The 21,217-nt window shown below is 73.5% G+C and carries 20 protein-coding genes and 1 other RNA gene; 17 read left to right on the top strand and 4 right to left on the bottom strand.

Annotated elements, in window-relative coordinates; all coding sequences use genetic code 11:
• Positions 1-4: 4 nt before the first annotated feature.
• From G9H72_RS08580 to G9H72_RS08565, 4 genes are read left to right on the top strand one after another with little or no spacing between them, the layout of a single operon-like run.
• Positions 5-193, top strand: a complete 189-nt coding sequence (locus tag G9H72_RS08580) for a hypothetical protein (RefSeq protein ID WP_166169988.1) — start codon at positions 5-7, stop codon at positions 191-193.
• Positions 190-594 (top strand): TadE/TadG family type IV pilus assembly protein, encoded by a 405-nt coding sequence (locus tag G9H72_RS08575; protein WP_331272107.1) that lies wholly within the window; start codon positions 190-192, stop codon positions 592-594. Before G9H72_RS08580 ends, G9H72_RS08575 begins: the two co-directional genes overlap by 4 nt.
• Positions 591-1,034 (top strand): hypothetical protein, encoded by a 444-nt coding sequence (locus G9H72_RS08570; protein ID WP_166169816.1) that lies wholly within the window; start codon positions 591-593, stop codon positions 1,032-1,034. Before G9H72_RS08575 ends, G9H72_RS08570 begins: the two co-directional genes overlap by 4 nt.
• The gene (locus tag G9H72_RS08565) at positions 1,031-1,486 is read left to right on the top strand and encodes a pilus assembly protein TadG-related protein (protein WP_166169814.1); all 456 of its coding nucleotides are present in this window, start codon (positions 1,031-1,033) and stop codon (positions 1,484-1,486) included. Before G9H72_RS08570 ends, G9H72_RS08565 begins: the two co-directional genes overlap by 4 nt.
• Before the next feature lie 22 nt (positions 1,487-1,508).
• On the opposite strand, the gene G9H72_RS08560 is transcribed toward G9H72_RS08565, so the two are convergent.
• Together G9H72_RS08560 and G9H72_RS08555 are read right to left on the bottom strand one after the other, a co-directional pair.
• Positions 1,509-3,797 (bottom strand): HelD family protein, encoded by a 2,289-nt coding sequence (locus tag G9H72_RS08560; RefSeq protein ID WP_331272106.1) that lies wholly within the window; start codon positions 3,795-3,797, stop codon positions 1,509-1,511.
• A gap of 152 nt (positions 3,798-3,949) precedes the next feature.
• Positions 3,950-4,237 carry a hypothetical protein gene (locus tag G9H72_RS08555; protein WP_166169812.1) on the bottom strand — a complete coding sequence of 96 codons (288 nt, stop codon included), beginning with the start codon at positions 4,235-4,237 and terminating at the stop codon, positions 3,950-3,952.
• 55 nt (positions 4,238-4,292) lie between these two features.
• Between G9H72_RS08555 and prfB the strand changes: the two genes are divergently transcribed.
• A complete protein-coding gene (prfB, locus tag G9H72_RS08550; RefSeq protein WP_166169810.1) occupies positions 4,293-5,396 on the top strand; it encodes a peptide chain release factor 2 in 1,104 nt (367 codons plus the stop codon).
• Positions 5,397-5,504: 108 nt separating this feature from the next.
• Here prfB and G9H72_RS08545 read toward each other — a convergent pair whose 3' ends face one another.
• Positions 5,505-5,696 (bottom strand): hypothetical protein, encoded by a 192-nt coding sequence (locus tag G9H72_RS08545; protein ID WP_166169070.1) that lies wholly within the window; start codon positions 5,694-5,696, stop codon positions 5,505-5,507.
• A 147-nt stretch (positions 5,697-5,843) separates the two neighbouring features.
• Here G9H72_RS08545 and ftsE point away from each other — a divergent pair, with 147 nt between their 5' ends.
• The 7 genes from ftsE (at position 5,844) to G9H72_RS08510 (ending at position 14,130) form a co-directional block, all read left to right on the top strand.
• Complete coding sequence (gene ftsE / locus G9H72_RS08540) at positions 5,844-6,533, top strand: cell division ATP-binding protein FtsE (RefSeq protein ID WP_166169808.1); 690 nt, start codon at positions 5,844-5,846, stop codon at positions 6,531-6,533.
• Between the two features lie 59 nt (positions 6,534-6,592).
• Positions 6,593-7,501 (top strand): permease-like cell division protein FtsX, encoded by a 909-nt coding sequence (ftsX, locus tag G9H72_RS08535; protein ID WP_166169806.1) that lies wholly within the window; start codon positions 6,593-6,595, stop codon positions 7,499-7,501.
• Positions 7,502-7,655: 154 nt separating this feature from the next.
• Entirely contained in the window at positions 7,656-8,981 is a 1,326-nt protein-coding gene (locus G9H72_RS08530) for a peptidoglycan DD-metalloendopeptidase family protein (protein WP_166169804.1), read from the top strand.
• Positions 8,982-9,029: 48 nt separating this feature from the next.
• Complete coding sequence (locus tag G9H72_RS08525) at positions 9,030-10,265, top strand: S41 family peptidase (RefSeq protein WP_166169802.1); 1,236 nt, start codon at positions 9,030-9,032, stop codon at positions 10,263-10,265.
• A 13-nt stretch (positions 10,266-10,278) separates the two neighbouring features.
• The gene (smpB, locus tag G9H72_RS08520; protein WP_166169800.1) at positions 10,279-10,761 is read left to right on the top strand and encodes an SsrA-binding protein SmpB; all 483 of its coding nucleotides are present in this window, start codon (positions 10,279-10,281) and stop codon (positions 10,759-10,761) included.
• 37 nt (positions 10,762-10,798) lie between these two features.
• On the top strand, positions 10,799-11,722 hold the full coding sequence (locus tag G9H72_RS08515) for an NADP-dependent oxidoreductase (RefSeq protein ID WP_166169798.1): 924 nt from the start codon (positions 10,799-10,801) through the stop codon (positions 11,720-11,722).
• Between the two features lie 128 nt (positions 11,723-11,850).
• Positions 11,851-14,130: a choice-of-anchor J domain-containing protein gene (locus G9H72_RS08510; RefSeq protein WP_166169796.1), complete on the top strand. Its 2,280-nt coding sequence runs from the start codon at positions 11,851-11,853 to the stop codon at positions 14,128-14,130.
• A 30-nt stretch (positions 14,131-14,160) separates the two neighbouring features.
• On the opposite strand, the gene G9H72_RS08505 is transcribed toward G9H72_RS08510, so the two are convergent.
• On the bottom strand, positions 14,161-16,002 hold the full coding sequence (locus G9H72_RS08505) for a hypothetical protein (protein WP_166169794.1): 1,842 nt from the start codon (positions 16,000-16,002) through the stop codon (positions 14,161-14,163).
• Positions 16,003-16,231: 229 nt separating this feature from the next.
• Here G9H72_RS08505 and G9H72_RS08500 point away from each other — a divergent pair, with 229 nt between their 5' ends.
• From G9H72_RS08500 to G9H72_RS08480, 5 genes are all read left to right on the top strand, one after another.
• A complete protein-coding gene (locus G9H72_RS08500; protein WP_166169792.1) occupies positions 16,232-17,374 on the top strand; it encodes a S1 family peptidase in 1,143 nt (380 codons plus the stop codon).
• 114 nt (positions 17,375-17,488) lie between these two features.
• Positions 17,489-17,858: a transfer-messenger RNA gene (ssrA, locus tag G9H72_RS08495) on the top strand.
• Between the two features lie 204 nt (positions 17,859-18,062).
• Positions 18,063-18,926 carry a GNAT family N-acetyltransferase gene (locus G9H72_RS08490; RefSeq protein ID WP_166169790.1) on the top strand — a complete coding sequence of 288 codons (864 nt, stop codon included), beginning with the start codon at positions 18,063-18,065 and terminating at the stop codon, positions 18,924-18,926.
• A gap of 113 nt (positions 18,927-19,039) precedes the next feature.
• Positions 19,040-20,107, top strand: coding sequence for an SPL family radical SAM protein (locus G9H72_RS08485; protein WP_166169788.1), 1,068 nt, complete (start codon positions 19,040-19,042; stop codon positions 20,105-20,107).
• A 2-nt stretch (positions 20,108-20,109) separates the two neighbouring features.
• Complete coding sequence (locus G9H72_RS08480) at positions 20,110-21,168, top strand: spore photoproduct lyase family protein (protein WP_166169786.1); 1,059 nt, start codon at positions 20,110-20,112, stop codon at positions 21,166-21,168.
• The last annotated feature ends 49 nt before the right edge of the window (positions 21,169-21,217 follow it).

Below are 21,217 nucleotides of genomic sequence, written 5' to 3'. Positions count from 1 at the left end.
CCTGATGCGGGCGCACGGCAGCCTCGTCGACCGGCTCGGGAGCCGCGAGCGAGGGGACGTGCCGGCCTGGGTCCTCATCACCGTCATGACCGCGGGCCTCGTCGTCGTCCTGTGGGGCGTCGCCGGCCAGTCGCTGCAGGAGATGTTCAACAACGCGATGGAGTCGGTGACCGGGCCCGGCTCGGGGTCGTGACCGGACGGCCCGCGCGGGGCGAGGACTCCGGGGCCGCGCTCGTCGAGTTCGCGCTCGTCACCGCCATGCTCGTGCCGCTCCTCGTCGGGCTGCTCCAGCTCGGCGTCGTCCTGCACGTGCGCAACACGCTGACCGCGGACGCTTCCGAGGGAGCGCGCTACGCGGCCAACGCCGACCGCAGCCCGGCCGACGGTGCCGCCCTGACCCGCCGCCTCGTCACTGCGTCCTTCGGGCAGCGGCTCTCGCCCACGGTCACGGCCCGACGGGCCACCCGGGGCGGCCTGCCCGTGGTCGAGGTGCGGGTCGTCGCGGACCTGCCGCTCGTGGGCTGGCTCGCCGGCAAGGCCGACGGGCTCACCGTCACCGCCCGCGCGCTCGACGAGGAGGCACTGCGACCATGACCGGGCTCCGCTCAACCGTCCACCTGCGTGTGCGCACCAGAGGCGAGGACGGCAGCGCGCTCGTCGAGTTCTGCTGGCTGGCGGTGCTCCTGCTGGTGCCGCTGACCTGGGTGCTGCTCGCCGTGTTCCGCACGCAGGCCACGGCGTACGCCGTCACGGCCGCCGCTCGCGAGGCCGGGCGCGCCTACGTCACCACCTCCGGCAGCAGCGCGACGCCCGCGCAGTCCCGCGCCACCGCCGCGGCGTCGTTGACGCTGGCGAGCTTCGGCGTCGCGCTCGACCGGCGTGACCTCGACATCGACGGCGCGCTGCGGCCCGGCACCCCCGTCACCGTCGAGCTCACGGCGAGCGTGCCGCTGCCGTTCGTGCCCGAGTGGCTGGGCGGCTCGTCGGTGCGCGTGCACGCCCGGCACGTCGAGCTCGTGGACCAGTACCGGTGACCGCGCCCGGGCGTCGCCCGAGCGGCGACGGCGGCACGGTCACCCCGCTCGTCCTCGGCTTCGCGGTGGTCGTCATGACCCTCATCGCGGTCGTCACCGACGCCTCCACGGCCTACCTCGCCCGCCGCTCGCTGGCCTCCGCGGCCGACTCGGCCGCGCTCGCGGCTGCCGGCGGGGTCGACCGCGACCGGCTCTACGACGGCTCGCTCGCCAGCCTGCCGCTCAGCCCCGGCGCCGTGCGCGCCCGCGCCGACCGGCAGCTGACGCGTACGCAGCTGCGCGCCCGGCTCCCCGACGTCCGGGTCGACGGCGTGTCCCTCGACGGCAGCCGGACCACGGTCACGGTCCGGCTGACCGCCACCGCGCGGCTCCCGTTCAGCCGCGCGCTCGGAATCGGCCGCGGCAGCGTGCGCCTCACCGCGAGCGCCAGCGCCCGGTCGCCGCTGGGCTGAGCCCTGGCCCGACGAAGGAGCGTCAGGCCGCGCGCAGCTTGCCGAGCCCGGCGGGCAGGTCGGTCGAGTGGAGCACCCGCAGCCGCTGCGTCGGCCGGGTCATGGCGACGAACAGGTCGTTGACGCCCCGCGCCGACTCCGCGAGCAGGGCGGCGGGCTCGACCAGCACGACGGCGTCGAACTCCAGCCCCTTCGCCTCCGTCGCCGTCATCACCGACAGCGGCGCGTCCAGCGTGGTCGGGCCGTCGCCGACGCTCCCCTCCGGCAGCGCGGAGCGCAGCGCCTGCACCGCCCACTCCTGGTCCGCGCGTGAGGTCAGCACCGCGAGCCGGCCGCCGTCCAGGTGCGCGAGCTCGTCCCGGACGACCCGCAGCAGCGCCGCCTCGTCGCGGGCGGCGACCGCGTGCGACGTCGGCTCCCAGTCCACGTCGCGCACCGACCTCGCCGCAGCGGCTGGGATCCCCGCCGCTTGCAGCACGTCGTTGGCCACGTCCATCACGCGACGCGGAGTTCGGTAGTTCACGGTCAGCTGTTCCTGGTGCCAGCGACCCTCGACGTACGGGTCGAGCATCTCGCCCCAGGAGGAGGCTCCGGCCAGCGCGCCGGTCTGTGCGATGTCGCCGACCACCGTCATGGAGCGGCTGGGGCAGCGGCGCATGAGCAGGCGCCACTGCATGGGAGAGAGCTCCTGCGCCTCGTCGACGATGACGTGGCCGAAGGCCCACTCCCGGTCCTCGGAGGCCCGCTCCGCCACGGACAACGTGGCGGCGTCGCCCGCGTACCGGTCGAGCAGGTCGTCGGCGGTCATCATGTCGGCCGTGCCGGACATGGCGAGCGCCTGCTGGGCGTAGTCGCGCTCGGCCTTCCGCTCGGCCGCGGCCCGTGCAGCCTCCACCTGCGCGGACGTGTCGTCGTCGCCGAGCAGCTCGGCCGCCTCGTCCAGCAGCGGCACGTCCGCCGGCGTCCACGGCGAGCCGGCGTCCCGGCGCAGCAGCCGCCGCTCGGCGCGGCCCAGCCGGCCCTCGGCCGCGGCCGCGAGCTTGGCCGGGTCGGCGTACAGCTCGCTCAGCAGCTTCTGCGGGGAGAGCGGCATCCAGCAGAGGTTGACCTCGCGGCGCACGTCGCGGGACTCCCGCAGCTCGGCGAGCAGCCCGGGCCGCGTGTCCTCGTCGAGCTCGACGCGCTGGGCAGCCGCGAGCTGGCGGGCCAGCCGCTCCAGGACCGCCTTCACGAACACCACCCGTGCCGCGTTGTGCGGCTTTCGGCTCGCCCGCGCCCGGTCCCGGGCGAACGAGACGTCCGACGGCCGGAGGGTGACCTGCTGCCCGTCGACGGAGAGCCGCAGCGGCTTGGACGGCACGCGCTGCCGGTTGCGGACCGCGTTCGCGATCACCTCGGCCATCCGCAGCCCGCCCTTCACGGCCGCGGTGGCCGCCGGCTCGAGGGCGGTGGCGTCCACGCCGGGGAAGAGCCGGCCCGGGGTGGCGAGCACGGCACCGGTCTCGCCCAGGCTCGGCAGGACCTGCTCGATGTAGCGGAGGAACGCGCGGTTCGGGCCGACGACCAGCACGCCGGACGAGGCGATGCGGTCGCGGTGGGTGAAGAGGAGGTACGCCGCCCGGTGCAGCGCCACGGCCGTCTTGCCGGTGCCGGGGCCGCCCTGCACGACGAGCACCCCGGGCAGCGGCGCGCGGATGATCCGGTCCTGCTCGCCCTGGATGGTGGTGACGATGTCGCGCATACGGCCGCTGCGGCGCGCGTTCAGCGCGGCGAGCAGGGCGCCCTGCCCGGCGACGGCGGTGTGGTCGCCGCTGCTGGTGTCGAGCAGCTCGTCCTCGATGCCGGTGACGCGGCGCTGCTCGGTGGACAGGTGCCGCCGGCGGGCCACGCCAAGGGGGGTGGCGGCGGTCGCCTGGTAGAACGCCGCCGCTGCGGGGGCACGCCAGTCCAGCAGGAGCTGCACCCGGTCGTCGGTCGACAGCCCGACGCGGCCCACGTAGTGCCGGTCGCCGTCGACCATGTCGAGCCGGCCGAAGAGGAGCCGCTCCTCCACGCCCCGCAGCGTCGCCGCCTGCTCGGAGTACATCCGGATGAGCGCGTCCCGCTCGACGCGCGCGGCCGGGGTGCCCGCGGTCGGCGTCCGCTCGGCCCGCGCGAGCTGTCCCGTCACCTCGGCCCGGCGCCGGTCCAGCTGCGCGTAGACCGCGTCCAGGTGCTCCTGCTCGGCCGCCGTCTCGCGGGCGACCAGGGCGGCCGGGCCCGGCTCGTCCTGCCGCTCCGCGGGCGCGGGGCCAGTCTGTACGCCGTTCACGGAGCTCCTGTCGTCGTGGTCCGGGCGTCGCCGCCGACCCACATTGGTACCGGTTCCGGCCCCGAACCGCCTCCGCGCGGCCCCGGGCACCGGCGTGTCCAACGTCGAGGGAGCGCGCCGTCATCCGGGCGGGGCCGTGCGGACGCGGCGGGCTATCCGCGCAGCCGGCGCAGCTCGCGTGCCGCCTCCAGCCGCGACCGCAGCCGGTCGAGGAGGCCGTCGTCGTCCCGGGCCGTGTCGACCCCGCGCAGCGCGACGTCCATGTGCCGGCTCATCGGCCGCCCCATCCCGACGTCCAGGCCGTCGTAGTAGCGGGTCACCAGCCCGCAGCGGCGGCAGCGCCAGCGCAGCGTGACCGGCCGGGGGGGTACGCGGGCGAGCTCGTGCGCGCAGCGGCCGCCGCCGCCCGTGTCGGCGCTTCCCCCAGGCCACCCCTCCACGTCACTCAGCGTAGGCGGATCGACAAGATGCGGCTCGGCCGTACCCTTGTGCCTCGTGGCAGGCCCCGACTTCTCCGAACAGCTCAAGTCCATCGACGCGACGATGAACAGCGTCGAGGCGGTCCTGGACCTCCCGGCCCTGCGTCAGCAGGCGTCCGAGCTCGAGGAGCAGTCTGCGGCGCCGGACCTGTGGAACGACCCCGACGCCGCCCAGAAGGTGACGAGCAAGCTCGCCCACCTGCAGGGCAACCTGCGCAAGGTCGACGAGATCCGCCGCCGCATCGACGACCTCGCCATCATGTGGGAGCTCGCCGAGGCCGAGGACGACGCCGACACCCGCGCGGAGTCCGAGGCCGAGCTGGAGAAGCTGAAGAAGGACGTCGAGGCGCTCGAGGTCACGACCCTGCTCAACGGCGAGTACGACCCGCGCGAGGCCCTGGTCACGGTCCGGGCCGAGGCCGGCGGCGTCGACGCGGCCGACTTCGCCGAGATGCTGATGCGGATGTACCTGCGCTGGGCCGAGCGCCACGGCTACAAGACCGAGGTCTACGACACCTCGTACGCCGAGGAGGCCGGCATCAAGTCGGCGACCTTCAAGGTCGACGCCCCGTACGCCTACGGCACGCTCAGCGTGGAGCAAGGGACGCACCGGCTGGTCCGGATCTCCCCCTTCGACAACCAGGGCCGCCGCCAGACCTCGTTCGCCGGCGTCGAGGTGCTGCCCGTCGTCGAGTCCGACGACCACGTCGACATCCCCGAGGACGAGATCCGGGTCGACGTCTTCCGCTCGTCGGGGCCCGGGGGCCAGGGCGTCAACACCACCGACTCCGCGGTCCGCATCACCCACCTGCCGACCAACATCGTCGTGTCGTGCCAGAACGAGCGGTCCCAGATCCAGAACCGCGCCTCCGCCATGGCGGTCCTGGCCTCCAAGCTGCTCGAGCGGCGCCGGCAGGAGGAGAAGGCCCAGATGGACGCCCTCAAGGGCGACAGCTCCGGCAGCTGGGGCAACCAGATGCGGTCCTACGTGCTGCACCCGTACCAGATGGTCAAGGACCTGCGGACCGAGCACGAGGTCGGCAACCCGCAGGCCGTGCTCGACGGCGATATCGACGACTTCATCGAAGCCGGCATCCGCTGGCGCAAGTCGGGGGTCTGAGGCCTCACCCCGCTCGCTCGGGGCCGGGGCGCTCGCTGATCACGGGCAGGTCAGTGGCGACACGCCGGTCTGCTCGCTGAGCTGCCCATGATCACCGTGGGGTGAGCGTCAGGCCAGGGCGAGCAGGGCCACCCACACCACGAGCAGCACGGCCGCGATGCCCAGGAGCAGGGCGGACGACGGCCCGCTCGGCGGCTCGGGGCGCCAGCGGCGGCAGGTCGGGCAGTTGCCCTCGTCCACCGGCGAGTTGCACGCGGCACACACGGGGCGCGGGCTGCGCCGGTCGTAGGCGGTGACCACTGGGCCCCTCTCCGCGGAAGTCGTCCCGTCCAGTATTGCTCGGCCGGCACAACGCGCGGCTAAAGCCCAGCGTGCCCGGCATCGGCAGGCGACGCACCTAGACTCTGGAGTTGTTACACAACCGCCCCTCGAGTGACTGGCTGCTGAGTGATCCGATTCGACTCCGTCACGCACGCCTACTCCAAGACCGCGCGTCCGGCCCTGGCCGACGTCGACGTAGAGATCGCCAAGGGCGAGTTCGTCTTCCTCGTCGGGCCGTCGGGATCGGGCAAGTCGACGTTCCTGCGGCTCTGCTTCAAGGAGGAGACGCCGACGAAGGGCTCGGTCTTCGTGGCCGGGCGCGACGTCGGGCGGCTCTCGTCGTGGAAGGTGCCGGCGCTGCGCCGCCAGATCGGGGTCGTCTTCCAGGACTTCCGGCTGCTGCCGAACAAGACCGTCCGGCAGAACGTCGCGTTCGCGCTCGAGGTCATCGGCAAGCCCCGCGGGACGGTCAAGAAGGTCGTGCCGGAGGTGCTCGAGCTGGTGGGGCTGGCCGGCAAGGAGGACCGCATGCCGGACGAGCTGTCCGGCGGCGAGCAGCAGCGGGTCGCCATCGCCCGCGCGTTCGTCAACCGGCCCGCGATCCTGCTCGCGGACGAGCCGACCGGGAACCTCGACCCGACGACGAGCGTCGGCATCATGCGGCTGCTCGACCGGATCAACCGCACCGGCACCACGATCGTGATGGCGACGCACGACGACGACGTCGTCGACCAGATGCGCAAGCGGGTCGTGGAGCTGGACGCCGGCCGGGTCGTACGCGACCAGTCCCGTGGCGTCTACGGCTACACCCGCTGACCCGTCGCCGCCGCCAACGCACCGCTCCACCCCGCACTGCTCCGAGGAAGGGCCCATCCGTGCGCGCACGCGTGATCGCAGCCGACGTGGCCATCGGCCTGCGGCGCAACCTGACCATGACCCTCGCGGTGGTCATCACGACGTGGGTGGCGCTCGGGTTCTTCGCCGCCGGCCTGCTCTTCAGCCACCAGGTCGACACCATGAAGGGCGAGTGGTACGACAAGATCGAGGTCTCGATCTACCTGTGCACCGCCGAGGAGTCGGCCTCGCCCGGCTGTGCGGGCGGTGAGACCACCGAGGCCCAGCGCAACGAGCTGCGCGCGCAGCTCGAGCGGATGCCCGAGGTGGAGCGGGTCTACTACGAGTCCAAGGCCCAGGCGTACGCCAACTTCAAGGACATGTTCGAGGGCCAGCCGATCGCCGAGAACGTCGGGGAGAACGCCATCCCCGACTCCTTCCGGGTCAAGCTGGTCGACCCCACGCAGTACGAGGTCATCGCCACGCGTTTCTTCGGCGAGCCCGGCGTCGACACCGTCGAGGACAGCCGCGAGTACCTCGACAAGTTCTTCGCGATCGTGAGCCGGCTGCAGATCGGGGCCTACATCGTGGCCGGCGTGACGCTGGTCGCCGCGATGCTGCTGATCTCCAACACCATCCGCGTCATGGCGTTCAGCCGGCGCCGCGAGACCGGGATCATGCGCCTGGTCGGGGCGTCCCGGTTCTACATCCAGCTGCCGTTCCTCATCGAGGGGGCGCTGGCCGGGCTCCTCGGCGCCGGGCTGACCGTGGCGAGCATGGTGGCGTTCGAGAAGTTCATCATCATCGACCAGGCCCGGCAGCAGCTGCGTGCCTTCCCGTTCATCGGGTGGAGCGACATCTGGGCGACGGTCCCCTGGGTCCTCGGCCTCGGCCTGGTCCTCGCGTCGCTGGCCTCGCTGCTCACGCTCCGCCGCTACCTGCGGGTCTGACCGCTCGGCGCCGCGGGGGGCGGCGTCGCAGGCCCGTCGCGACCGTTGTGACTGCTGAGACTGTTGTGAACTGCGGCGCGCCTACCGCAGCCCGGGCGCAGCCGTTGCTATCAAGGTTCCGCCTCTGCCCCCGGACAGACCCGGAGTCCTTCGCGTGCGCCTGCGTCCAGCCCTGCTCGCTGTGCTGCTGGCGGCTGTATCCGTCGGGTCCCTGCCCATCGCCAGCGCCGACGACAAGGACCGCAAGCGCGAGGTCGACGCGTCGATCGACGCGCTGCACCAGGACCTCGCCGACACCGACCGCGAGCTCGCCGCGGCCGTGATCTCGCTGCGCACGGCCGAGGCCAAGCTCGGCACCGCGCGCAAGCGGGTCGAGGCGGCCCAGACGGCGCTCGACCAGGCCCGGCGGCGCGACCAGGCCATCGCGGCCAAGCTCGCCCTGGCCCAGGACGAGGAGGCCCACGCCGAGCAGGAGCTGCAGGGCGTGCAGGCCGAGCTCGAGGAGGGCCGCACGACCGTCAACAGCATCGCCCGGCAGGCGTACAAGAGCGGGCAGCTCAGCACCCTCTCGGTCGTCATGGGCTCCGAGTCGCCCGCGGACTTCACCGACCGGCTCGTCCTCATGCAGGACGCCCTGCGCAGCCAGGGCCAGGCGCTGCAGCAGCTGGCGGCCACCCGGGCGGACATCCGCTCCCGGCAGGTGACGCTGCAGGAGAAGCGCCAGCTGATCGCCGACCTCAAGGCCGAGTCCGAGGCCAACGTCAAGGCGAAGGCCGCGGCGGAGGCGGAGGCCGAGTCCGCCCAGCGCGAGGTCGAGCAGCTGGTCGCCTCGGCGGCCGCGGCGAAGGCCGCGGTGGAGGCGCAGAAGGCCTCCGAGGAGAAGCGGCTGGCGCAGATGCGGCGCGAGTCGGCCCAGCTGGGCGCGCTGATCCGGCAGAAGGCAGAGGAAGCGCGCCGGGCGGCCGCGGCGGCCGCGGCGGCGGCCCGCGAGCGCGAGAGCCGGGCGAGCAGCGCCGGCTCCGGCAGCAGCTCCTCCGGCGGCAGCACGTCCTCCGGCGGCGGCAGCAGCAGCTCCTCCAGCGGCGGCAGCGGGCTCTCGCACCCGGTCAGCGGGCCGATCACCTCGGCGTACGGGATGCGGGTCCACCCGGTGACCGGCGTCTACAAGCTGCACGACGGCACCGACTTCGGCGCGGCCTGCGGCACCCCGATCCACGCGGCCGCCGACGGGACCGTGATCTGGGCGCAGGGCCTCACCGGCTACGGCAACCAGCTCGCGATCGACCACGGGACGGTGAACGGCGTCGCGCTCTCGACGTCGTACAGCCACCAGGAGCGGTTCGCCGTCTCGGCCGGCCAGCACGTCACGCGCGGCCAGGTCATCGGCTACGTCGGGTCGACCGGCTACTCGACCGGCTGCCACCTGCACTTCATGGTCTACGTCAACGGCGCCGTGACGAACCCGATGGGCTGGCTCTAGCGCCGCACGACGCGCCGGAGCCGCTCCGGCTCCGTAGACTTCTGTCACATGCGGTCTCTGCGCCGGGTGGCAGGGGTCGGCGGCATCGTCGCCGGGCTGCTCATCGCGTACGCCGCGGGCGTGCTCACCGGGGTCCTGGCCGACGGCGACGGCCCGCCGCGCTCGGCCGCCACCGCGGCCGGGGCAGGCCCGATCGAGGCCGCCGCCGAGCGGATCGCGACGGGCGCAGCGCGCAGCGTCGACCGGGCCACGCTCGAGCAGGCCGCGATCTCCGGGATGCTGACGGCGCTGGGCGACCGCTGGGCCAGCTACTACCCGCCCAGCGAGTACGCGTCGTACGCCGACGCGCTCGAGGGGCGCTACACCGGGGTCGGGCTCTGGCTGCGCGCCGAGGAGAGCGGCAGCGGCACCCCGGCCGACGACAGCGACCCCGCCGCCCGGGTGGTCGTGGGCAGCGTGACGCCCGGGTCGCCCGCGGCACGGGCGCGGGTGGCGGTGGGCGACGTCCTGCTCGGCATCGACGGGCAGCGGCCGGGCTCCGTCGCGCGGGCCGCGACGCTGTTGCGCGGGCGCGACGGCACCTCCGTGCGCCTCGAGCTGTCCGGTGAGCGGACCGGCCGGCGCACGCTCGACCTGGTCCGGACGACGTTCGAGACCCGCGACGTGGCCGTGCGCCCGCTGGACGCCGCGACCCGCATCGTCAGCGTGGGCGCGTTCACCCGCGGCGTGGGGCGCGAGGTCCGCGACCAGCTGGCCAAGGCCCGGCAGGCGCGCGACGCCCTCGTGCTCGACCTGCGCGGCAACCCCGGCGGGCTGCTCGACGAGGCGGTCGAGGTGGCCTCGGCGTTCCTCGACGGTGGGACGGTGGTGAGCTACGAGCGGCGCGGGGAGCAGCCGCGCCGGCTCGACGCCGTCGGTGAGGGCGACACGGCCACGCCCCTCGTGGTGCTCGTCGACGCGGGCACGGCGAGCGCGGCCGAGGTGGTGGCCGCCGCGCTGCAGGACCGCGGCCGCGCGGTGGTCGTGGGGGCCCGGACCTACGGCAAGGGCTCGGTCCAGGAGGGCACCGAGCTGCCTGACGGGTCGGCGCTGGAGCTGACGGTCGGGCACTACCGGACGCCGAGCGGGCGCGACATCGACGGCACCGGGGTCGCCCCCGACATCGCGGTGGCGGCCCGGCAGGCGCCGTCCGTGGCCGAGCGGCGCGCCGTCGAGGTGCTGCGCGGGCTGCGCGCGGCGCGTACGCCCCCGGCTGTGCCGACGCCCACGCGCGCCGCGCGCTAGCCTCGACCCCCTGATGGTCAAGGAACAGGGGCGCAAGAACATCGCCCAGAACCGCAAGGCGCGTCACGACTACGCGATCGAGGACACCTACGAGGCCGGCATCGTGCTCACCGGCACCGAGGTGAAGTCGCTCCGCCAGGGCCGCGCCTCGCTGGTCGACGGGTTCGCCGAGGTACGCGACGGCGAGGTGTGGATGCTCAACGTCCACATCCCGGAGTACACCGAGGGGACGTGGAACAACCACACCCCGCGGCGGCCGCGCAAGCTGCTGCTGCACAAGCTCGAGATCCTCAAGCTGATCGGCAAGACCAAGGAGACCGGCTACACGCTGGTCCCGCTGTCGCTGTACTTCAAGGACGGTCGGGCCAAGGTCGAGCTGGCGCTCGCGCGCGGCAAGCGGGAGTACGACAAGCGGCAGACCCTGATGGAGAAGCAGGCCAAGCGCGAGGCGGACCGCGCGATGTCCGCCGCCCGGCGGCGCAACCGCGGCGCCTGAGGCGTAGCCCTGCCCCGGCGCGGGGATTGCCCGAGCCGTGAGAGCCATCGCGTACGACCGCTTCGGCGGCCCCGAGGTCCTGCAGCTCGTCGACCTGCCCACGCCGCCGGTCGGCCCCGACGCCGTGCTCGTGCGGGCGCGAGCGTCGAGCGTCAACCCGGTCGACTGGAAGGTGCGGCAGGGCTATCTGCAGGCGTTCTTCCCGCACAACTTCCCGATCGTGCCCGGCTGGGACGTCTCCGGCGTCGTCGAGCAGGTCGGCCCCGCGGTGACGGAGTTCGCGCCGGGCGACGAGGTCGTCGGCTACGTCCGCCGCGACGACGTGCAGTGGGGCACGTTCGCCGAGCTCGTCCCGGCCCCGGTCCGCACGCTGGCGAAGGCCCCGACCGGCGGCACGGGCCTCGTCGAGGCCGCCGGGCTGCCCCTGGCGGGGCTCACCGCGCTGCAGGCGCTGCGCGCGGCCGGCGTCGGCGAGGGCGACACCGTGCTGGTCCACGCGGCCGCCGGTGGTGTCGGCACGTTCGCGGTGCAGCTCGCGCACGTCCTGGGCGCCCGCGTGCTCGGCACCGCGGGGGAGTCCAGCGCGCAGCTGGTCCGCGACCTGGGCGGCGAGCCGCTGGCGTACGGGGAGGGGCTGGCCGACCGGGTGCGCGACCTCGCCGGCGGCCCGGTCGACGTCGCCCTCGACTTCGTCGGCGGCGACGCGCTGGTGGTCTCGCCGCAGCTGGTGAAGGACCCGGGCCGGGTGGTCAGCGTGATCGACCCGACGGTGAAGGAGCAGGGCGGCCGGTACGTCTTCGTCCGCCCGTCGGCGTCCGACCTGACCGAGCTGGTCGGCCATCTCGAGGCCGGGACGCTGCGCGTGGTGGTGGACGGGACGTTCCCGCTGGAGCGGGCAGCGGACGCGCACCGGCGCAGCGAGGAGGGGCACGTCCACGGCAAGCTTCTCGTGACGATCTGACAACGACCGAGGCTCTCTCCGTGACGGCCCGTCTTGTCAGAATTCGCCCCACACGGTAGGCACTTGCGCATCGTGTCCGCCGGGCCGCCGGCCCCTTCCGCGGCGCACGGGTCCCTCGCGGGGGTCGCATGCGCGTGTCCAGAGCCCGGACGTCCCGGGCCACCGTCTGCCTCGGGGGCGTGGCGGCGGCCGCCGTCCTCGGGCTGCCGGCGGCGTCGCCGTCGGCAGCCGCTCCCGCCGCCGCCGTCGACGTACCGGCCGGGACCGACGTCCGGGAGGTGTCGCCCAGCGCCAAGCTGCCGGTCTACGACGCGGCGGGGCGCAGGATCGCCGACAGCGCGTCCGGCCTGGCGGCAGCCGGCGCAGGGCTGCGGGCCCAGCGCCGCGCGGCCGCCGCGGACGACACCCCGCTCGGCACGGTCCGCAGCTGGGTCGCCCTCGACGACTACAAGGGGAGCTACTACCTCAAGCAGTTCGAGCTGCGCGGGGTCGGCGAGCACATCGAGGTGTGGGTCGCCATGGGGACGCAGCCGGCCACCGACCCCTCCACGGGCACGCAGTTCCTGCCGGGCGACTGCCGCAACAACCGCACCGAGATCGGGCAGGAGCAGGTCGACTACCTCATCGACCAGTTCGACAACACGATCTACCCGCTCGAGTCCGAGGTCTTCAGCGTCCCGCAGGAGCGCGACGGCTCCGCCAGCGCGATCGGCGACACCAGCGGCGGCGGCGACAACATCGTCACGCTCATCGACAACGTGCGTGACGAGCACTTCTACGACGTCGACAACAGCCGCGCGCTCACGCAGATCGCCGGCTTCTTCTCCCCGGCGATCAACGCGCTCACCGACCGCAACGTCATGACGATCGACGCCTTCGACTGGGCGCACCGCACCGGGCCCAACCCGCCCAACGAGCCGGTGCCGGGAGACAACTGCGCGAGCGCACCGGCCCGGCCGAACCTGTACGAAGGCGTCTTCGCCCATGAGTACCAGCACCTGCTCATGGGCTACACCGACCCCGACGAGGCCAGCTGGGTCAACGAGGGGCTCTCGGACGTCGCCGGCTGGCTGACCGGCTACTTCCGGCCGGAGGTCCCGGTCACCGACATCGCCCTGGAGAACCACACCCAGTGCTTCCTCGGCCGGCTCGGCACGGCGACCCCGGCCAACCCCAACCCCAGAGCCGAGTGCGGCCCGGAGAACAGCTTGACGCTCTGGGGCGACCAGGGCGAGGACGAGACGCTCGCCGACTACGGCGCCGCGTTCTCCTTCTTCCAGATGGTGCACGACCGCTACGGCGTGGACGCGATCAGCCGGTTGCACAATGACGAGGACAACGGCTTCGCGAGCCTGCAGAGCATGCTGGCGGCCGAGGGTCGGGCTGCCACCCCCGCCGACCTCGTGCACGAGTGGGCAGCCCTCAACGCGCTGGACGGCGTGCTCGACCGCTCGCCCACGGCGTACGCCTCGCTGAAGCGCCGCTATTCGGCCCCGTCGCTGGACTCCACCGTCAACTGGGACGAGAACGACGCCTACGACACCCCAGGGGCGCCGCCCAACGGCGCCGACTACGTGCGGCTGCGGGACGCGACGGGTGCCCACCTGCGTGCATCGGACGTGCAGTCGATCGACTTCGACGGCGGCACCACGCTCGACCCGGTGCCCGTGCGGTGGACGGTGGACGCCGACCCGCCGGAGCGACCGGGCGACCCGGCGCTGTGGAGCGGCAACGGCAACAACCTGGACGCGGCGATCATCCGGTCGGTGGCGGTCCCGGCCGGCAGCCCGACGTTGAGCTTCTCGACCACGTGGAGCACCGAGCCCGGCTACGACTCCGGCTTCGTGCAGGTCTCGACGGACGGCGCGCGGACCTGGGCCAGCCTCGGCAACGCCGACACGGTGGACGAGCTGGACCCCGCGGCGGACAGCAGGCTGCGTGAGAGCCTCCCGGGCTTCAACGGCGAGGGCGGCTGGACGACCGAGACGTTCGACCTGTCGGCGTACGCCGGGCAGACCGTGCTGCTGTCGTTCCGCTACATCTCCGACGCCAACACCAACGGCGAGGGCTGGTGGGTCGACGACGTCTCCGTGGGCGGGACGCTCGTCAGCGACGGGTCGACCACTGCGGGCTGGTCCTCGCAGACCGAGCTCGTGCCCGTTGCGGTCTCAGGATTCACGGTTCAGGTGATCGGCTACGCCTCGGACGGGAGCAAGGTCGACCTGGTGGAGGTCGGGCTCGACGACGAGCTCGACGGCACGCTGCGGGGCGGGAAGGCCCGCTCCCTGTTCGGCCCGTCGGTCGACACCATCGCCGCGATCGTGACCTACGACGAGCCGACCGAGCAGGTGACGGCTTATGCGCCGTACGAGCTGCGGGTCAACGGGGTGCTGCAGCCGGGCGGCTGACGCCCCAGCGCGCGCCCGCTCCGTCCGCGCTCAGCGGGCGGAGAGGGCGTTGCGCAGGACGACCGTGCTGCCGGGGACGACGACGGTGTAGCCGGTGCCGGCCTTCGGGGCCTTGAGCAGGAAGCGCCCCTTCGCGTCGGTGCGGCTGGTCGCGACCCTCTTGCTCGCCTTGACCAGCGAGACGACCGTGCCGCGCTTGGCCGGGCTGACCGTGCCGCTGACCCGCAGCCCCTTCGCCTGGACCGTGACCTTGGGCGCGACCCGGACCGTCACGGCCGAGCTGGACAGGGCGTCGAGCCCGCTGCCGCCGGCGAAGACGAGCCGGTAGGTCGTGGTCGCCCTGGGCAGCTGGGAGAAGGACACCGTGCCGAGACTGCTGGTGTACGCGGTGGCCACCCGGCCCCACGCGGAGCCGGTGCGGCGCTGCAGGTCGACGCGCAGGCCCGGGACGCCGGCCTGGCCGGACGCGAGCGTGCCCTGGACCACGGCCTGCTTACCGGCCACGATGCTGGCCTCCCGGGCGTTGGCCGACAGCGTGGCCGTGGTGGCCGGCGCAGGGGCGGTGCCCGGCGCGGGCGTGGCCGGCGCCGCCGACGTCGCCCCGGCGGTCACGACGAGCTGCGCGGTACGGCCGTCCTCCTGGCGCAGCGTGGCCCGCACGGTGCCGCCCTGCCTGCAGGCGGCGCCGACGCTGGCGGCCTTCGGGGACGTGGAGACCGTCCGGGCGGAGGACACCTGGCAGCCGCTGCCGGCCCACGAGATCGACCAGCCCTGGCCGGACAGGACCTGCGGCTTCACGCTGACGGTCGTGCCGTCGTACGTGCCGCTGACCAGCGCCGGCGCCGGCGGGTCGTAGAGGAACGAGCTGTTGGCGGCGTTCCAGTTCTGCGCGAGAGCTGAACCCGGCTTCGGGTTCACGTTGAAGTAGTCGTCGCCGTTGCAGTCGAGCAGCTTCTCGTGCGTCGTCGGGCACGACTGCGTCATCCGCACGCCGTCGCCGTCCGGGTAGCACATGACGTCCGACTCGTCGGTGCAGTGCCCGGCCGCGGACTTGTGCGGGGCGAAGGAGAGCACGGCGCCGAGCGTGTGGGTCAGCTCGTGCGCCTCGACGCTGTGGTCGCTGGCAGCCCAGCAGGGGGCGTCGACCCGGGCGTACTGCGGGAAGCGGCCGTTGTTGGCGTTGCTCGACAGCGGGGTGTTGTCGGCGTAGACGTTCGCCACACCGCAGAGGACGGCGGCGTCGGTGTAGAGCAGGTACTTGCGGTCCGGGCGGTTGTGGCCCATCGCCTTGAGCGCGCTCGTCAGGGCCGGGAAGCTGTCGTCGTCCTTGGCGCCGACGACGACGTGCTCGAGCACGAGCTCGCACGAGGTGTCGTGCACCCAGCGGACCTGCCGGCGGCCGCCGTTCTCCATGGCGCTCGCCAGCATGACCGAGTCGACCTCGGAGGAGTACGAGCGGAGCAGGCCGGAGACCTGGGAGAACCGGTCCGGGCGGTCGGCGGCGACGACGTACATGACCTGCACGCGGTTGCCGGACCGGCCGTCGTCGGAGCAGCCGATGCCGGCGCGGCCCGAGCTCACGCTGTCGTTCGCGGCCACGGCGGCCGCCCGCTGGACCAGCGTCTCGGTCGGGACCTCGTCATCGACGTCGATGCCCTCGGGGGCCTCGTCGCCCTCGTAGCCCTCGGCGTTCAGGCCGTGGGCGTTCACGCTGACCGCCGCCTCCGTGCGCGCCTTGAGCGCCGCGAGGGAGGAGTCGGCGGAGGCCGTGGAGCCGAAGCTGGAGGTCAGCCCCGTGACCCCGGCCGCCAGGGCCAGGACTCCGGCGGCCGCGGTGACGGCGGCGGAGGCGGCGCGGCGGGTGGCAGTCACGGGAAGCCCTTTCACGGTCGGCGGAGGTGCGGGGGAGAGGCACCGTCGTGATGAGGGCATCGGGGGTCGCTCGGCGCGCGTGTATCCGCCGTCCCGGTGATGTGCACCTGGGCAATCACCCGGGCGGCCTAGCAACCCGGCGGCTGGGCATCAGTGGGACGGGGGCCGGCGGGCACGGCCCGCGACGGCCGGGCGTTCAGTCCCGGTGTGGGCCCGATGGGAGGTCGGAGTGCTTTCGCGTAGTTCTCGTCCTCGGCGCGCCGGGCGCCGGACGCTGGCGCTCCTGCTGGCGCCGCTGGCCGCGCTGCCCGCGGTGGCGCTGCCGGCGGTGGGGCCGGCCGCACCCGCCTCCGCGGTGACCTACGGCACAACGGTCCGCTCCCCGGTCAAGACGGCGCCGTGGGCGCTCAGCCTGTGGCGCGGCGCCCGCTCGACCGGCCCGGTCCGGTTCCTCTGCACCGCGACGGCGGTCGCCCCGCAGGTCGTCGTGACCGCGGCCCACTGCGTGCAGCAGAAGGGCTTCTTCTACGTGGAGGTCGGGGCGGGGCGGCTCGGCGCGGGCAAGCGCGTGCCGGTCGAGGCGGTCACCGACCACCCCCGCTACCGTTCCGAGCGCTTCCGCTACGACATCGCCGTGCTGCGCCCGCTGCTGCCGCTGGCCCTTCCGTCGTACGCCACCGCCGGCACGGCCTCCCTCGCCCGCAGCGTCAAGGCGGGGCGCCAGCCCTCGCTCGGGCTGTACGGCTGGGGGCTGGACGAGCGCGAGCGCCTCGGTCGGCTACGGTCGGCGACCCTGCGCACCGCCCCCGACACGGTCGTCGACGCCTTCGGCCGGGCCTTCGACGAGCGCTCGATGATCGCCGCCGGTCGCCCGCTGCCGTCCGGCAGGTACGCCGGGGGCTGCAACGGCGACAGCGGCGGCCCCCTCGTGGTGGGGCAGGGGGGCACGCGCTACCTCGTCGGCGTCACGTCCTTCGGGGCGGAGGGCTGCGACCAGGACCTGCCGACCGTCTTCACCAGCGTCGGCGACTACGCCCACTGGCTCTCGACGGCGTCGAGCGCGCTGCCTCGGCAGGCGCGGACCGCGAACCGCGCCCTTCCCGTCCCCACCACGAAGCCCACCGTGCGCGGCGACGCGGTCGTGGGCGGCACGGTCACGTGCGACCCGGGGGTCTGGACGGCCAACGCCACGCGCGTCACCGCCACCTGGTTCCGCGGGCAGGCCCGGCTCGAGGCCGGAGCCTCCCACCAGGTGGTGCCGCAGGACGCGGGGGCCACGCTGCGCTGCGTGGTCCGGGCGACGTCGCAGGCGGGGGCGGCCACCCGGGTCGCACGGGTGTCGGTGCCGCCGGCGGCGGCGCGCCCGGCCTGAGCCGACGACCGCGGGCGCGCGTACTCGTTGGCGACAGCGGGAAGCAGACGGCTAGACTGGGTGTTGCACCACATGCCCGGGGCTCGCCCCGGGCGGTGCCTTGAAAATTGCACAGGGGGTGATTGGTCTCGACTTCGGATGTCGAGCCAGGGGAAGCGGGTCGAGGATCCTGGGATGATCTCGTTAACCATGCCCAGGAACCAATAGGTGCCAATTCTCAGCGCACCGTTGCTCTCGCTGCCTGACGTAGCGTAGAGCGACTGCAAGCCCGGGGGTGCTCCCGCTCCGGTCGCTTGCATCAGCTAGGGGGCTTCACCGTCGCACTCGGTCACGGGGTGCGGCGGGACATCAAACAGTGACTGGGCCCGTCGACAGGTCTGCTCATGGAGCGGTCGGGGCCGAGAAACTCGCCTCATGAGATGCACCCGGAGAAGCCCTGGTTCCACGACGAAGGACGCGGGTTCGATTCCCGCCACCTCCACCCTGCCGGCCGACCCATGCGCCGGCCGCTACGAGAACCGCCTCGGGCCGGCTTCGCCGGGTTCCCGGGGCGGTTTCTCGCGTCCGTGGCGCGTCCGTGCTGCGTCCGTTGCCGGGCAGCAGGCAGCCGGGCGGAAACGCCGGTGCGCGTGCGGGCGCGCTCTGCCTAAGGTGCTCGCGATTCCTGCACGCGAGAACGGATGTCGACATGGCCGAGCTGCGCCCGATGACCCTCGACGACGCCGAGGCCGCGTTCGCGGTCGTGGACGCGGCCGACCAGGCGGCGCCACGGCTGCCGGGCGACGACTACCAGCCGCCGTCGGACGACATCCGGTCCCTCATGCTGCAGGGCAGCGCGCGATTCGTGGAGCGGGACCCGGACGGGGCATGGGTCGCCGAGCGCGACGGGCAGGTCGTGGGCATCGCCGAGGCCGTCCGCCGCGGGCCGTTCTGGGGCCTGTCGATGCTCTTCCTGCACCCGAGCGCCCAGGGCCAGGGGATCGGCCGCCGGCTGCTGGAGCAGGCGCTGGCGTACGCCGAGGGTGCCGAGCTGCGCATGATCATGGCCTCCACGGACCCGCGGGCGCTGCGCAGGTACTACCTGGCCGGCCACGAGATCCACCCCGCCGTCACCGCGAGCGGGGCCGTCGACCGCGCCGCGATCCCGGTGGGCCTGCCGGGGCGGCCGGGGGACCAGGGCGACCTGGCGCTCGTCGAGCGGGTGGACGCCGGGCTGCGCGGGTCGCGGGCCGAGGACGTCGAGTTCCTGCTCCGCACGGGGGCCCGGCTGGAGGTCGTCGACGGGACGGACGGCTCCGGCTACGTCGTCTCGCGCAGCGGCAGGATCAACCTGCTCGGCGCGACGGACGAGCGCACCGCCTCCGTCCTGCTGTGGCGCGCGCTGGCCGGGATCGAGGGCAAGGCGCACGTCTCCTGCCTCACCGCGCAGCAGGGCTGGGCCGTCCGGGTCGCGCTCGCGGCTCGGCTAACGGTCGCCCCGACCGGGCCGCTCTTCGTCTCCGGCATCGAGCGCCCGCCCGGCCCCTGGATCCCCAACGGCTGGTACTTCTGACCCGCCGCACCAGTCCGCTCGGCGACAGCAAGCCCGCACGGACTGTGGCTACGGTCACCCGGCCTCCGCCGGCAGCCGGGACGTATCCGGCGCACCCCCTTGTTGAATCATGCGTGACCCGTTCCTGGCAGCCCAAGCGCGTGCTGGTGACCAAGTCGGCGGCCGAGCTGCCGCACGGACGGCAGATCGTCGAGCGATGCACGGCGGCCGGGGTCGAGGACGTCCAGCTGCTGCGCAGCGACCGGCTGCCCAGCCTCAGCGGCGCGGACGAGCGGGCGACCTACGCGCTGGCCAAGTCGACCCTGGCCGTCGTCGTGGCGCCGCCGTCGAAGCGCAAGCTGCAGCCGATCCCCCCGAGCGCCGACTGGCGGGTGGACCTGGCCGAGGGGTGCCCCGCCCACTGCCAGTACTGCTACCTCGCCGGCTCGCTCGGCGGCCCCCCGATCACCCGGGCCTACGCCAACCTCGACGAGATCCTCGGGGCCGTCCCGCAGCACGTCGGCGCGGGTGGCGTCACCAGCGGCACCGACGCGCGCGGCCACGAGGGCACGACCTTCGAGGCCTCCTGCTACACCGACCCGCTCGGGATCGAGCACCTGACGGGCTCCCTGTCGAGCGCGATCACCCGCTTCGGCACCGCGGACCTCGGCGGCCCGGTGCAGTTGCGCTTCACCACGAAGTTCGCCGACGTCGAGCCCCTGCTCGGCCTGCCGCACAACGGGCGCACGCGCGTCCGCTTCTCCGTCAACGCGGCGTCGGTCGAGCGGTTCGAGGGCGGGACGGCGCGCATGGGCGAGCGGCTGGACGCCCTGCGGCGGATGGCGCTCGCCGGCTACCCGGTGGGGCTCACCATCGCGCCGATCATGCCGGTGGAGGGCTGGCGCGAGGAGTACGCCGCGCTGCTCGACGCGGTCGCGGCCGCCACCGCCGGAGTGCCCGGCCTCGACCTGACCGCCGAGCTCATCACCCACCGGTTCACCCCGAAGAGCAAGGACGTGCTGCTCGGGTGGTACCCGCGGACCAAGCTCGAGATGGACGAGGACCTTCGCCGGCAGAAGCGCGGCAAGTTCGGAGCGGTGAAGCACGTCTACCCGGCACCGGTGATGAACGAGCTGCGCACGTGGTTCGAGGAGGCGCTGGACAGCCGGCTGCCCGACGCCCGATTCCTGTACTGGACGTGACCATGACTGCGCTGCTGGACGTACGCCGGATCTACCTCGAGCCCGCCGCCGCCGAGCTGCCCCGCGGGCAGGAGATCCTCGCCCGCTGGCCCGACGCGACCCGGGTCGAGGTCGACTCGCACTGGAACATCCCCGAGCTGCACGGCGACGAGTCGAACGTCGAGCGCTGGGTGCGCATCAAGACCGAGGCGCTCGTGCTGGGGGTCAAGAAATCCCTGGCGGCCCGGCCGAACGGACGGTCCGCGGACTTCATCGCCCCCTCGACGGCCAACGGCTGCGCGATGGCCTGCGCCTACTGCTACGTGCCCCGGCGCAAGGGCTACAGCAACCCGATCACCGTCTTCGCCAACATCGACAAGATCTCGGGCTACCTCGCGCGGCACGTGAAGCGGCAGGGCGCCAAGCCCGAGCCGAACCAGTGCGACCCCGCCGCCTGGGTCTACGACATAGGCGAGAACAGCGACTGCTCCGTCGACGCCACGGTCAGCGACAACGTGCGCGACCTGGTCGAGCTGTTCCGCCTCCTGCCCACCGCGAAGGCGTCGTTCGCCACCAAGCACGTCAACCGCGACCTGCTCGACTGGGACCCGCAGGGCAGAACGCGGGTTCGCTTCTCGCTGATGCCCGACAGGGTCTCCCGACTGGTCGACATCCGCACGACCCGGGTGGCCCAGCGCATCGCGGCGATCGACGACTTCGTCGAGGCGGGCTACGAGGTGCACCTGAACTTCAGCCCCGTCATCGTCCACGACGGCTGGCTGGAGGACTGGGCGGAGCTGCTGGAGCAGGTGGACGCGGGCATCGGCGCCAAGGCCAAGGCGCAGCTCGCCTGCGAGGTCATCCTGCTCACGCACAACCAGGCGCTGCACGAGGTCAACCTGGGCTGGCACCCGAAGGCCGAGCAGGTGCTGTGGCGGCCGGACCTGCAGGAGCCCAAGCGCTCGGAGAGCGGCGGGTGGAACGTGCGCTACCGCACCGGCCAGAAGGGCCGCCACGTCGCCGCGCTCACCGGGCTGATCGCCGAGAAGCTGCCCTACTGCCGGGTGCGCTACGCGTTCTGACCGGGCCCTGCTTGCAGGACGTCCCGGCCATCTGCAACGGTGCGCCGGG

The sequence above is a fragment of the Motilibacter aurantiacus genome (assembly GCF_011250645.1).
Classification (GTDB): Bacteria; Actinomycetota; Actinomycetes; order Motilibacterales; family Motilibacteraceae; genus Motilibacter_A; species Motilibacter_A aurantiacus.
Note: the sequence above shows the minus strand (reverse complement) of the source record. Positions and strands in the feature narration are given on the sequence as shown.

Coding starts and splice junctions, on each gene's coding strand:
- G9H72_RS08580 (WP_166169988.1), top strand. CDS start 5: ATGCGGGCGCACGGCAGCCTCGTCGACCGGCTCGGGAGCCGCGAGCGA.
- G9H72_RS08570 (WP_166169816.1), top strand. CDS start 591: ATGACCGGGCTCCGCTCAACCGTCCACCTGCGTGTGCGCACCAGAGGC.
- G9H72_RS08525 (WP_166169802.1), top strand. CDS start 9,030: ATGCGGTCTCTGCGCCGGGTGGCAGGGGTCGGCGGCATCGTCGCCGGG.
- smpB (WP_166169800.1), top strand. CDS start 10,279: ATGGTCAAGGAACAGGGGCGCAAGAACATCGCCCAGAACCGCAAGGCG.
- G9H72_RS08510 (WP_166169796.1), top strand. CDS start 11,851: ATGCGCGTGTCCAGAGCCCGGACGTCCCGGGCCACCGTCTGCCTCGGG.
- G9H72_RS08490 (WP_166169790.1), top strand. CDS start 18,063: ATGGCCGAGCTGCGCCCGATGACCCTCGACGACGCCGAGGCCGCGTTC.
- G9H72_RS08480 (WP_166169786.1), top strand. CDS start 20,110: ATGACTGCGCTGCTGGACGTACGCCGGATCTACCTCGAGCCCGCCGCC.